The sequence below is a fragment of the Candidatus Defluviilinea proxima genome (assembly GCA_016721115.1).
GTDB lineage: Bacteria > Chloroflexota > Anaerolineae > Anaerolineales > Villigracilaceae > Defluviilinea > Defluviilinea proxima.
On sequence record JADKIW010000002.1, the window covers coordinates 20842 to 32778 of the forward strand.

The 11937-nt window shown below is 51.2% G+C and carries 19 protein-coding genes and 3 pseudogenes; 13 read left to right on the forward strand and 9 right to left on the reverse strand.

The window, feature by feature from the left end:
* Positions 1-34: 34 nt before the first annotated feature.
* A pseudogene (locus tag IPP66_23415) lies at positions 35-983 on the forward strand (D-glycerate dehydrogenase).
* A gap of 65 nt (positions 984-1048) precedes the next feature.
* On the opposite strand, the gene IPP66_23420 reads toward IPP66_23415, so the two are convergent.
* The 9 genes and pseudogenes from IPP66_23420 to IPP66_23460 form a co-directional block, all read right to left on the reverse strand.
* Entirely contained in the window at positions 1049-1270 is a 222-nt protein-coding gene (locus IPP66_23420; GenBank protein MBK9928227.1) for a hypothetical protein, read from the reverse strand.
* A 54-nt stretch (positions 1271-1324) separates the two neighbouring features.
* On the reverse strand, positions 1325-1609 hold the full coding sequence (locus IPP66_23425) for a hypothetical protein (protein ID MBK9928228.1): 285 nt from the start codon (positions 1607-1609) through the stop codon (positions 1325-1327).
* The gene (locus IPP66_23430) at positions 1566-1778 is read right to left on the reverse strand and encodes a hypothetical protein (GenBank protein ID MBK9928229.1); all 213 of its coding nucleotides are present in this window, start codon (positions 1776-1778) and stop codon (positions 1566-1568) included. The genes IPP66_23425 and IPP66_23430 overlap by 44 nt, the downstream gene beginning before the upstream one ends.
* Positions 1775-2041, reverse strand: a complete 267-nt coding sequence (locus tag IPP66_23435) for a hypothetical protein (protein MBK9928230.1) — start codon at positions 2039-2041, stop codon at positions 1775-1777. Before IPP66_23435 ends, IPP66_23430 begins: the two co-directional genes overlap by 4 nt.
* Positions 2017-2712 carry a hypothetical protein gene (locus IPP66_23440; GenBank protein ID MBK9928231.1) on the reverse strand — a complete coding sequence of 232 codons (696 nt, stop codon included), beginning with the start codon at positions 2710-2712 and terminating at the stop codon, positions 2017-2019. The genes IPP66_23435 and IPP66_23440 overlap by 25 nt, the downstream gene beginning before the upstream one ends.
* Positions 2637-2933 (reverse strand): hypothetical protein, encoded by a 297-nt coding sequence (locus IPP66_23445; protein MBK9928232.1) that lies wholly within the window; start codon positions 2931-2933, stop codon positions 2637-2639. Before IPP66_23445 ends, IPP66_23440 begins: the two co-directional genes overlap by 76 nt.
* On the reverse strand, positions 2930-3226 hold the full coding sequence (locus tag IPP66_23450) for a hypothetical protein (protein MBK9928233.1): 297 nt from the start codon (positions 3224-3226) through the stop codon (positions 2930-2932). The genes IPP66_23445 and IPP66_23450 overlap by 4 nt, the downstream gene beginning before the upstream one ends.
* A pseudogene (locus IPP66_23455) lies at positions 3129-3485 on the reverse strand (Ig-like domain-containing protein). The gene IPP66_23450 and the pseudogene IPP66_23455 overlap by 98 nt, the downstream one beginning before the upstream one ends.
* Positions 3455-4032 (reverse strand): annotated as a pseudogene (locus tag IPP66_23460) (lamin tail domain-containing protein). The pseudogenes IPP66_23455 and IPP66_23460 overlap by 31 nt, the downstream one beginning before the upstream one ends.
* 320 nt (positions 4033-4352) lie before the next feature.
* Here IPP66_23460 and IPP66_23465 point away from each other — a divergent pair.
* The 12 genes from IPP66_23465 to IPP66_23520 all read left to right on the forward strand — a co-directional run bounded on the left by IPP66_23465 (position 4353) and on the right by IPP66_23520 (position 11771).
* The gene (locus IPP66_23465) at positions 4353-5144 is read left to right on the forward strand and encodes a hypothetical protein (GenBank protein ID MBK9928234.1); all 792 of its coding nucleotides are present in this window, start codon (positions 4353-4355) and stop codon (positions 5142-5144) included.
* 238 nt (positions 5145-5382) lie between these two features.
* On the forward strand, positions 5383-5571 hold the full coding sequence (locus tag IPP66_23470; protein ID MBK9928235.1) for a TetR family transcriptional regulator: 189 nt from the start codon (positions 5383-5385) through the stop codon (positions 5569-5571).
* Positions 5556-5711 (forward strand): hypothetical protein, encoded by a 156-nt coding sequence (locus IPP66_23475; protein MBK9928236.1) that lies wholly within the window; start codon positions 5556-5558, stop codon positions 5709-5711. The genes IPP66_23470 and IPP66_23475 overlap by 16 nt, the downstream gene beginning before the upstream one ends.
* Entirely contained in the window at positions 5704-6117 is a 414-nt protein-coding gene (locus IPP66_23480; protein MBK9928237.1) for a hypothetical protein, read from the forward strand. Before IPP66_23475 ends, IPP66_23480 begins: the two co-directional genes overlap by 8 nt.
* A gap of 163 nt (positions 6118-6280) precedes the next feature.
* Positions 6281-7117, forward strand: coding sequence for an ABC transporter ATP-binding protein (locus IPP66_23485; protein MBK9928238.1), 837 nt, complete (start codon positions 6281-6283; stop codon positions 7115-7117).
* A 43-nt stretch (positions 7118-7160) separates the two neighbouring features.
* Complete coding sequence (locus IPP66_23490; protein ID MBK9928239.1) at positions 7161-7838, forward strand: ABC transporter permease; 678 nt, start codon at positions 7161-7163, stop codon at positions 7836-7838.
* A 399-nt stretch (positions 7839-8237) separates the two neighbouring features.
* Complete coding sequence (locus IPP66_23495) at positions 8238-8723, forward strand: ABC transporter permease subunit (protein ID MBK9928240.1); 486 nt, start codon at positions 8238-8240, stop codon at positions 8721-8723.
* Positions 8724-8950: 227 nt separating this feature from the next.
* The gene (locus IPP66_23500; protein ID MBK9928241.1) at positions 8951-9325 is read left to right on the forward strand and encodes a hypothetical protein; all 375 of its coding nucleotides are present in this window, start codon (positions 8951-8953) and stop codon (positions 9323-9325) included.
* The gene (locus tag IPP66_23505; protein MBK9928242.1) at positions 9322-9579 is read left to right on the forward strand and encodes a hypothetical protein; all 258 of its coding nucleotides are present in this window, start codon (positions 9322-9324) and stop codon (positions 9577-9579) included. The genes IPP66_23500 and IPP66_23505 overlap by 4 nt, the downstream gene beginning before the upstream one ends.
* A gap of 746 nt (positions 9580-10325) precedes the next feature.
* The gene (locus IPP66_23510; GenBank protein MBK9928243.1) at positions 10326-10883 is read left to right on the forward strand and encodes a hypothetical protein; all 558 of its coding nucleotides are present in this window, start codon (positions 10326-10328) and stop codon (positions 10881-10883) included.
* Between the two features lie 94 nt (positions 10884-10977).
* Positions 10978-11379 carry a hypothetical protein gene (locus tag IPP66_23515; protein ID MBK9928244.1) on the forward strand — a complete coding sequence of 134 codons (402 nt, stop codon included), beginning with the start codon at positions 10978-10980 and terminating at the stop codon, positions 11377-11379.
* Positions 11380-11645: 266 nt separating this feature from the next.
* The gene (locus tag IPP66_23520) at positions 11646-11771 is read left to right on the forward strand and encodes a GNAT family N-acetyltransferase (GenBank protein MBK9928245.1); all 126 of its coding nucleotides are present in this window, start codon (positions 11646-11648) and stop codon (positions 11769-11771) included.
* Positions 11772-11937 lie beyond the last annotated feature (166 nt).

Genomic DNA, 11937 nt, shown 5'->3' on the forward strand with positions numbered 1-11937 from the left:
GAGCGTATGTCGAAACCAAAGTTTTGTAACACGAGTGATTCCCGATAAGGGCTTGGAGCTTATAAAAGATTTTTGCGAAGTGGATCTGTGGGAAAGAGAGCTGCCGCCCAGCCGTGATGAATTGATGCACCGCGTGCAAGGCGTGGATGGTTTATTGTGTTTGCTGACGGATAAGATCGATGGTGAAGTGATGGATGCGGCGGGCGAGCAATTGAAGGTGATCAGTAATTTTGCAGTGGGCTACGATAACATCGATGTGAATGCCGCGACCGCGCGCAAATTGCCGGTGGGCAACACGCCCGATGTGCTGACCGATGCGACCGCCGATTTTGCTTTTACGTTGATGCTGAGTGCAGGGCGCCGCGTTCTTGAGGGCGATCGTTATGTGCGGGCTGGCAAATGGCAGACGTGGGGTCCGATGCTTTTGTTGGGCACCGAAATGCGCGGCTCAACGCTGGGGCTGGTTGGTTTTGGACGCATCGGCAAAGCCATGGCGCGCCGCGCAGTGGGATTTGATATGCGCGTGATCTATTACGACCCCAGTGAAGCAAGGCAAGATCCGGATGTAAAAGCAACACGTGTGGATTTTGAGACTCTGCTCGAAGAATCGGATTTCATCTCGCTGCATACGCCGCTGACGCCTGATACCCACCATTTGATCGACCTCGGAAGCCTTATCCATGATGAAGCCCAGCGCAGTGCTTGTGAACACATCACGCGGACCGGTTGTGGATATGGATGCGCTGTACGAAGCCTTGAAATTCAAACGCATCTTCGCGGCTGGACTCGATGTGACCGAGCCTGAACCTTTGCCTGCCGATCATCCATTATTGACACTGGATAATATTGTCATCGTGCCGCATATCGCCAGCGCCAGCAAAACGGCGCGCGATAAGATGGCATGGCTGGCTGCAAAGAATCTGATCGCCGGTTTGAAGGGTGATCATTTGCCGAATTGTGTGAATCCGCAGGTGTATAAGTAGTTTGATAGAGAGTTGATTAAAAGGTGCCCGCCGATTGGCGGGCACCTTTTGCACTTGCATTGCGCTTACTTATTATGTGGGACGGTGACTGTTGCTGTGGCAGTTACAGTCGCGCCACAGGTATTCGTAGCTTGGTATGTGATGGTGTAAATGCGACCACCGCCAGTGCCAGATCGTTCTGCGCGCAGTTTAATCGTATCGTTATCCACAATGACGATGTCATTGGCAGTATCGCCATCACCGAGGTCGTTATCAGGTTCGTTGGATGTAACTGATAACAACGTCACGAAGCAACATCGCTGGTGGATGTGAACGAAGCTTCCACCGTCTTGTACTTGTGATTAGGCGTGCAGAGCGAGTCGGGAGAGACAGTAACGCTTTAACGAAGGCGGTGTGCACAAGCCAACGATCACAGGATCATGATCCGAAACACGGAATTGATCTGGAGCGTAGAGCGAAGCGATCAGGTTAGCAGTCTTGAAATCAGTGTTGTAGTCGAGCACACTGGGTTCGTCTGAGTTGATATGATAATCGCCAACACCCGTGATCTGCGACAGGAGGAGCTTGAACTGGAGTGCATGATCAAGGTAACCCCACCTGCCCATCAAAGACGTAGGAGTAGGCATCGGGTCCGAGGAAGGACTTGATGAGATGGGTGAACCCGGCATTCTCAATGACCATGATCGGATCTTCCATGGCATAGGAGTTGTAGTCACCCACGAGCAGGATGTCCGGGTCGCCGGTGCCAGTCGGGTCACTGGCGAGCCAGTTCATCAATTCGGTGGCAGCATTCACACGGACTTCATTACAGTTGCCCTGTCCATCGCCAGCATCAGGAACGGTACAAGCGGAGCCTTTGCTCTTGGGTGATTTACATTGACGATGAAACGCTGTCCATTGGAGTTCTGTTCGAACGCCTGCGCCAAAGAGGGACGACTACGCGGGGCGCTGTCGCCGCCGTTGACAAAGGCTTCCGTATTCAGAGCCGCGGTCTGCCCAACAGGAGTAACAACTGCCGGCTTGTAGAGAAGCGCTACCTTGATGGCATCGGTGCCCATGGCGTTGACCTGTCCGTATTCGTATCCACGTCAATGAAGGCGTAAGTACCGGGAGTGGTCGCGGCATTGAGTTGATCCACGAGGGTCTGGAGAGCACTGGCTGAACCATAACCGTCATTTTCGATCTCATTCACGCCAATGACATCGGCGTTCATCGCGAGGATCGCGGCAACAGTCTTGGGATATTGGCGGTCAAACTCAGACTGGGTATCTGCACCGCGACAATCCGTTGATCCACCGCCGAAGCCGAGCGAACAGTTATCCACATTATCAGGAAGACCATCAAATGTGTTGAAGAAGTTGAGCAGGTTCATGCCCACGACCTTCACATCACCGCCCACATCTGGGACGGAAGTTGGGCGCGGGTTGGTCGGTTCAAAGTTGACGTAACCATTCAAGGCATTGACCGGGCGGACGCGATAGGCATTGCCGCTAGCGGAGTTACCTGCCCAGGTGTAGTTCAATACACCCACAACGCCGGTGGCTGTATCACCACCGCGCAAAGTGTTGCTCGCGCTTAAAGGCGATCCGCCACGTGCAAACAGGATCGGGTCGGGATTTTGCGCCTGTGAGGCATCATCCAAAATGATCTTGTTCAAGTTGTTTGCGAGTTGCATGGCAATGGCAGCGCGCCCGGAGCCACGACATTGGTCGGTTGTTGAGTCTGCCATCCGCAGAGATCGACCTGACCGAAGCGTCCAAGCTGGAAGTGTTCGGTCACGTACATGGTCTGCGGTAAGCGGACGAGCATGCCTTCATATTGTTCAAGGAAGTCAGCCGAGGCTACGGGGAAAGTCACATCGGTTGGGGTAACGGAGCCCGTACCACAATTGACAATCGTTCCAACAGAGATCTGTGATTGTCCCTGATTCTCACTCGCGGTTCCGGTCACACGCACAACATCGCCAGGACGGCGGTATTGGCATTGCTGCCTTCAAATACAAAGATGCCGTCAGAGGTGGCAGGGTTGCCATCGCCAGCCGGGTCTTGAATAAAGAAACCACGCAACGCCGGGGATGTGCCTTCGTAATCACCAACGACAACCCCCTGAGTGGTGCGTGTGCCAGTCAATGCTACAGTCGCGCCACTACCTTGAATGGAATAGATCGGGGTATACGGAGCAGTACATACATCGTACGGTGAAGCCAACGGCGAAATCAAGGACCATATTATTGGGTGGATCATTAGCATCCTGGTCAGTGACATTGTCGGCATAAATCGTCAATGTGCAGGATCTGCCATCGACGAGGTTTACAGCTGGGTCAAGCGCAAAGCTGGCAGGACCACCGGTCACCGTCGCAGAAACCGTCCCGCTGGTGGAACAGATTAGGTCGAACCACGCGGTGTCCAGGTTAACGGGTTCGCTGAACGTCACGCTCAGGTTTGCACCGATTGGGAAGTCAGTTGCGCCGTTTACAGGGTAGGTGCTGGATACTTCGGGGCGGCATCAACGACACATTGCAATTGGCGGTGTGGAGAACCAAGTCCGCCAAAGGTATCGGTTACAAAGCCTTCCCACTCAATAGAAGGATCAAATGCATCTGAGCCATTGGCGTCACCGGCACAGATTGTATCTGCTCGACGAGGGTGTTATCGGCTGTACTATCAAGTCCCGTTCCCATTCGGAACCCGGATCAACACCAATTTGTCCAAACGCATCAATCACTGTGGTGCCTTTGCGCAAAACTACCGCATCGTCACCATTGAACCAGCCTGAACCATTGGTCTGGTCGGCTTGGGCGAGGATAGTTGCGTTAGCAGCTGATTGCGCCAGAACATATACATCTCCATTAGCAACTGTGCCCGTCAAATTTATCGTAAGGGTAGAGACTGGGTTGCCATTGAAAAACATTTGAACACTATATCCACCTGCTGCAAGATCTACCGCGGCGCCAGTGCCGTTATAGATCTCGAGGGCTTTGTTATTGCTCGAACCTTCGATATTCTGAAAAGAATAATTCTGTGGGCGTAGCAGCGCTTGCAAACTGCATCGGCACCGCACTTAGCACCAATGCCAGTATTAGTGCCAGTGAAAACACTTTCGAAAACGTTTTGGTCTGTTTGTTCTCCTCAAACAAAAGACGTTATGAAATTGATGGTTGAAAATCACATTCTTGCACGCTTGCTCGATTACGTTAAATTCCGCACACCTCCTAAAATGTAAACGACAGTTTTATACGATACCGAACGAGACCTTGCTCCGCCTTATGGCAATAAATTGATTCTATGTGAGAGCGGATAAAAACACAAGGTACTTGTAACCTATCCCGGTTAATATTTTGTTTAAGATCTCACTGCTATAATTCCATATATGTCTTCCATCCGTAACGCCCTCAAACATTTTTGGACCCGCGATAGTAGTATTCTGCTCGGCGGGTTCTTGCTGACCATCTTTCTTATCGTCTACATCTGGTGGCCCCTCGCCGAGGAGTATCTCAAGTATGTGGATTGGGATGGCGAGTGGTGGAGGTACATGGATTGGCTGCTGCTCGGCATCTTTGGTTTCATGTCCATGACCATCATTGCGCGCGCAAATATCAAAACGGATCTATTGATTATCTTCGTGGGTGTCTGTGGTGGTCTTGCCATCGAATCGTGGGGCACACAGACCAACCTCTGGCATTACTACACTGCCGAACGTCCGCCGTTGTGGATCATTCCTGCGTGGCCCATTGCATCACTGTCCATTGATCGGATCACACGCTTAATGGATTATGGACTCCGGCGACTCCCGTCGTCCGTGCAAAGTCAGGAGACTTTGCGATTCCTGTATTGGATAACGTTCACGCTCTTCCTAAGCTTGATGCTGGTCTTTGTTGCCCCAACCTTTGACAAGTCCTATACATGGCTCGCTATCCTCTTATGCCTGCTCCTCATCCTAACGCCTACAGATCATCGTTACGCAGTCTTGACCTTCATCGCCGGTTCAGGGTTGGGATATTATCTCGAGCTATGGGGCACCACGCGCGAGTGCTGGACCTATTACACGTATCAGACTCCACCGTTGTTCGCAGTGCTGGCGCATGGGATGGCGGCAGTCGCATTTTGGAGGGCAGGGTTGTTGGTGAAGGTGGTCATGCAGAAGGCAGTAGGCAGTGGGTAGAAAGCAGTTATCAGTGAACAGTAGTCAGTAAAAGATAATCCGACAGGGGTGACGGTGATTGTGTCAGCTTGGGAAAGGGTTCAGAAAACAGAAGCAGGTTTCGGCTGAGAAACGAGGCGAGTCAAGATTTCGTCAAAAGTGACATAAGTCACTCAGAATCATATTGACACAAATCCAAGGCGGTTCTATAATCTCGTCGAAAAATAAACCGACGGTCGGTTTATTAAGAGAGAAAAATATGCCCCGCATTGTAAAAGAAGAAGATTATGCCGCCCGGCGCAAAGAAATTTTGGATGTCGCCCAGAGGCTGGTATATACCAAGGGTTACGAGAAAATGTCCATTCAGGATATTCTGGATGCGCTGAAGATCTCAAGGGTGCCTTCTATCATTATTTTGACTCGAAACAGGCTTTGCTCGATGGGCTGATCGAACGGATGCTGGATGATGCCGAGCAGGTCCTGCGCCCCATTGTGGAGGCAAAGGACTTATCTGCCATCGAAAAATTTCGGCGCTATTTTGATACTGCCGGACGTTGGAAAGTGTCGCAAAAAATCTTTTATGCTTGACCTGTTCCGTGTGGCACGCCGATGCAAACGCCATTATGCGCCAGAAGCAGAGTCCGCATCCATCAAGCGCATTGCACCCATGCTGGCGGAGATCGTCCGACAAGGGATGGCTGAGGGCGTATTTTCAACAAAATACCCGGACCAATTTGCGAATATGTTCGTGGGGTTATCGCACGGATTTGAAGACAAGCTCGTTGAATTATTACTGACCGACCACCCACCACCCGATGCGTTAGAGCGCCTTGAGGCTTTGATAGATGCCTACTCGGATTCATTCGAACGGATCCTTGGCGCGCCGCCTGGTTCTTTACCTCTGGGCGATATCAATGTATTGAAAGAATGGCTGGATGTCCCAGCTGACGCAACAAAACCTGAAGTTTTACAAAGTCGGTCTCGGAACATCTGAGAGAAAGAAAAAGACAATGCAACTTCTAGTTGCGCCTTGCCTGGCGCAACATCTGGCAGCACAAACGCCGGACCGTCATTCTGGAGACCGTCAGACCATTAGTATTTTTTGCAAAGGAGCAAAGATATGAGTATTATCGAAGTTACCAATCTGACCAAGCAGTATGGCAAAGCGCGCGGCATCGCGGATGTCTCGTTCAGCGTCGAAGAGGGTGAAATCTTCGGCTTATTGGACCGAACGGTGCCGGAAATCCACCACCATCCGCCTGCTTTTGTCGCTGATCCATCCAACCAGCGGCAGCGGCAAAGTTTTTGGCAAGGACGTGGTCACCAGGGTCCGGAAATCCGCCGCAATATTGGCTACCTGCCATCAGAGGTCTATTACTACAGAAGGCATGAAGGTCATTGACCTGCTCAAGTATTCCGCCAGCTTTTACGAAGGCGACTTACCAAACATGCACGAACTATCGGAAATCATGGAGTTGGAGATGAACCGCCGCATCAGCGATTTATCTTACGGCAACAAGAAGAAGGTCGGTATCGTGCAGGGCTTGCTGCACAGCCCCAAACTGCTGTTCCTGGATGAACCCACCCTCGACTCGATCCGCTTGACGCAGCGCAAGTTCTTCGAGCTGATCCGCGCTGAGAACGCCCGCGGCGTGACCGTGTTCTTCTCCTCGCACATATTGGGAAGTGCAGCGGATGTGCAACCGGGTGGGCATCATCCGCGAGGGCAAGATCGCCGAAATCTCCTGATATTCGCACCCTGCAGCAGAACAACTACAAAAAGTGCGTGTGACAGCGGATGGGCTGAATCCGGAATCCTTCAATATGCCCGGGGTCACCACATTGCAGATGGAAAACAGCACGGCGAACTTCTTCAAAGGCGATATCAACGTAGTGTTACAAAGATCAGCAGTATCCAGGTTGCCGATGGACCATTGAAGAGCCGACTCTGGAAGAGATCTTCATGCACTACTGTGAATAGGCGGAGACTATGATGCAAACATCTACAGACACGAATTCCGCGCCCGGCTGAAATCGGTGATCACCGTCACTGGCTTGACGTTCCTCATCGTTTTCTTTTTCTCCATGTTCCCGGTATTTGCCGATCAGGCTGCGTTGATGAATGAATTCACGGCAAAATATCCGCCAGAATTGCGGGCAGCCTTCGGGATGGATAACATGGATCTCGCCACTGTGCTTGGTTTTTACAGTTTCATCTTCCTGTTCGTTCAACTTTGCCTGGCAATCCAAGCCAGCAACTACGGCTTTGGGCTGATCTCCATTGAAGAGAACGAATTAACAGCAGACTTCCTGCTGAGCAAACCGGTCAGCCGCACGCAGGTATTGACCAGTAAACTACTGGCTGCGCTGACCAGCCTGACCATCACCAATCTCGTCGTATGGTTAAGCAGTCTCGTTGCCATCACGTTCTTCAGCGAGGATCGTGTTTACGAATCATCCACCCTGATCCTGTTGCTGCTCAGCATCGTGATCTTCCAACTCTTTTTCTTGAGCGTTGGTCTGGTCATCTCCCTGTTGGTCAAGCGCGTGCGCAGCGTGACACCGTATGCCCTTGGTCTGGGTTTTGGTACATACGTGTTAAGTGCTTTCAGCGGCATATTTGGTACGGTAGTCACTTGGAGTTGCTCACACCCTTCAAGCACCTGGATGCGGCAGCCATCGTCAAGAACAGCGCATATGATACGCCGTTGGTAGCGCTCAACGTAACAGTCACCCTGGTTTCGCTGGCGGTAAGTTATTTGGCTGTGTCCGCCGCGACATTCCGGCGGTATCGTAAGAGGTCTATGATGAATATCTTTATTCGTGAACTCAGAGCCAACCTAAAATCACTGGTAACCCTGGAGCTTCATTATCATGCTACTGATCTTGATGTCGGTGGCTAAATTTTCTGCCTTTGCTGGCGACCCTGAGCTGCTGAAAATGCTGGATTCCATGCCCCGGCGCTGCTGGATGCCTTGAGCATGCGCGGCTTTAACCTGACCACGTTGAGTGGCTTCTACGGGGTCATGTTCATCTACTTTGGACTAATGAGCGCCATCGCATCCGCCATGTGGGGCAGCGATATGATCTCCAAGGAAGAGCGCGACAAGACTGTTGAGTTTTCACTCGTGCTGCCGGTATCCCGCAGCCGTCATCACAGCCAAGGCGCTGGCAGCCCTTGTCAACTGCATTGCCTTCGTACTGATCACCTGGATTGTCTCGTTTGTGGCAGTGCAGTCGTTTAAACCCGACCAGGCCTTCTATGATTTCCTGGCGCTTGAGATGCAAGCCATGTTCGTTATCGAAATGATCTTTCTGTCCATCGGCCTGCTGTTGGGCTGCGCCGTGCAGCAGTACAAACTCTCCGGCTCAACCGCCGTTGGCATCATTCTGGTGACCTACGCCATGTCGATTGTCGCCAGCATGCAGAAAGACCTGGATTTTCTCAAATACTTCACCCCGTTCAAGTATTTCGACGCGGGCGAACTCTTCCGCAGCGGCGAACTAGACGGCACGTACCTGCTCATCTCTGCCGCAATTATTGTCGTTTGTATAATTGCGTCCTATTGGGTTTACAACAAGCGTGACCTATACATCTAGCGCTGGATGAACTCCCCAAAGGCATTCGCGCAGGTATGAGCGTCACCGTGCAATTTCAATAATTCTGAAAGCGATCTCCCTAAACAACCTGCATCAATGGAACACTGATGCAGGTTGTCTGTTTAATATTTCCGCCGCAGATGACTTGGATAACATTTACAAAAGATGTATACTCAGCCAGTACTGAAACTCAGAATCGGTAAACCTACACCCTACAGGAGGAACATATGGATCTCACCACAATCATACAAGTCGCGATCGGCATCATATTTGTTTGGGTCATCTTGGCGGTTATCACATCGCAGATCCAGGAATGGATCGCATCCGGTCTTGCATGGCGTGCGAGCATGCTGGAGAACGCCATTGAACAGATGCTGGGCAACCCTGAAGTCAAGAATAAATTGTATAACCACCCTTTGATCCAGGGTCTCTATAGCAGCAACGGTAAACGTAAACCGGGCGGCATTCCCCAGGATAAATTCGCCATGGTGCTTTTTGAAGAAGTGATCAACTCAGGCATCGCAGTTGCTGACGCCAAAACACATTTGACAATCTTAAGAAGAGCGTTTCTGCTCAATCCAAGGGCGAAGGAAGCGCATTGACAAACTTCGCCAACTCTCGATACGCCTTGATCGGCATCGAAGAAAAAGCAGATGATGCCACCCTCGATCACAGAAGCCCGTGTACGCGTGGAAAGCTGGTTCAACGACTCCCTGGAACGTCTCGGTGGCGCTTATCGCCGCCGCATGCAATCGTTGGGATCATCGTTGGCATCGCTGTCGCTGCAACGCTCAACGTGGATACAGGCGCGATCATAATGCCTGTGGACAGATCCCGTCCTAAGACAGGGCAATAGTGACTCGAGGCAAGCCAAGTGAAAGAGACGGATGTGCAATCCGGCAGACGCCCAGCATTGAAGAAATTGCCAAAATGCCGAGAAACCTAATGTACTCTCACTGCCCATCGGCTGGTCGTCAAAGAATATACCCACAGATGCCAACGGCTGGGTGGGAAAGATCGTTGGCATTTTGCTCAGCGGTATGGCAGCCGCACAAGGCGCACCGTATTGGTTCGACATCATGAGAAAATTGGTCACCCGCACCCACCGGTACCCCAACAGCCCGCCTAAACCATTGGCAAACATCCAATACATAATTCTGGTTATAAAGTCATCAAAACTGCCCCGTCCCTCTGCGGGGCAGTTTTGATTCATTTTTAAATCAGCGTTATGATTGACGTATGTAACTCTGGAGTCAATCAGCTTGCTGATTGATCACTTGGAAAGTAATATAAATCTCTATTCAACAAAAGGCAAACCACCATGACCATCCCCACCAAGATCACCGTAATCGGCGCAGGCTCGGCATCGTTCGGCGAAAACACATTATCCGCGATCATGCGCTCACAAAACGCAAAGGCTCCACGCTCGCGCTCGTGGACCGGAAACGCAGAAACGCTTGATATCGTTCAAAGCCTTTCGCAAACCGTCTCAACCGTGAATGGATTCGCACTTCACCATCACCGCGGTTACTCATCATCCAAGACGCGCTCGCCGATTCGCACTTCGTTGTCAATGCCATTGAAGTTGGTGCGCGCGGAAATTTGTGGAAACAAGATTTCGAAATTCCCATCAAGTATGGCGTGCGCAGCCCTACGCCGAAAACGGCGGACCGCGGCTTCGCCCACGCCGCGCGCAACATCGGTCCCATCATGCAGATCGCGCATGATATGGAACAGGCTTGCCCTAATGTCTGGTTCGTCAACTTCACCAATCCCATGGTGCGTATTTGCGACGCGGTCAATCGGCATAGCAAAATAAAAGCGGTTGGTTTGTGTCATCAAATTTTTGCAGGCTATGGCATGGTGGGTGTTGCGCTCGCCAACGATCTCGGCATCGAAGTCCCCGAGGGTCTCACCGGCATGCACGCCGCGGTGGATCAACATCCACTGCAACATCGTGTGCGCGAACAAATTGTTCCGCTTGTTGATATTCGAGCCGCTGGATTGAATCACTTCACCTGGATTCTTTCCATTAATGACCGACGCACTGGCGAGGACCTTTATCCACTCTTTAGAAAACGCTTCTTCGAACTCAGTCGGAATTTGAACCCGCTGACGAGAGACGTTTCTCAGCCTTTGGTTTGTTCCCGTTCCCGGTGATACTCACTTATGCGAGTATCTGCCGTGGATGAGTAATCCTGAAACCTAACCACCCCGGGAGCATTACAACATCCGTTTATATGATTGGGATGTGATGGCAGCTGTGCGTGATTTTGAGGCATATCGTTTGAACGAAATGGCAACCGGCGAAGCCACCACGAAGGCTTGCTCGAAACCCGATTCAGAAGGCGCATTGGAAATGATCGAGAATGTTGCGGCGCGACTCCATTATCATCTTGAGCAAACTCCCAACGTTTGCCACAGTGCCAACCTACCGCTCGGCGCAACCGTTGAAACGCCCGTGTGGTCAATAGCGAGGATCCAACCCGTCGACATGGGCGCGATGCCCGAACCCATCGCCGAACTTCTGCGCCGCGACTACCGCTGCACAGTTGTGTGCAGGTGCCGCAGTAGAAGGCAATCGAAAAAAGCCCTGCAATTTCTGCTTGACCCTGTCATCACCGATATTGATACTGCAAAGAAACATCCTGGATGATTATCTAACCAGCTACAAAGAACACCTGCCGCGGTTTTGGAAGTAAAGATTATAGGAAGTGGTCACTTAAAGGTGACTGTCACTTGGAGATTATAAACATGAACATCATTACACTTCAATCTGACAACCGAACACATCATCCACAGCCGCACAATTATTAATGGACCTACGCGAACACTGGATCGAAGCCCGGCCCATGTTGAAGAAGGGTTGAAAGAAATTCACGAAATGCTCGGAGCCAGAACGAATTTGTCGCGCAGCAATCGATGGCAGGAAATTTACTTGGCATCATCGGCGGCATCCCACAACATGACGGTCACATCTGGGAATTGCATCCGCTGGCGGTACAGCCAAACAAGCAAGGTCAAGGATCGGGGTCGCGCGTTGGTTGAAGACTTTGAGGAGCAAGTCCGTTTGCGCGGCGGATTGACCATCACACTGGGCAGTGATGGCGAAGACAACATGACTCGTTAATAAATGTTGATCTATTTAAGAAAATACGTGGAAAGATTCAGAACATCCGCACGTGAAGGGCCATCCCTGGAGTTCTATCAAAAG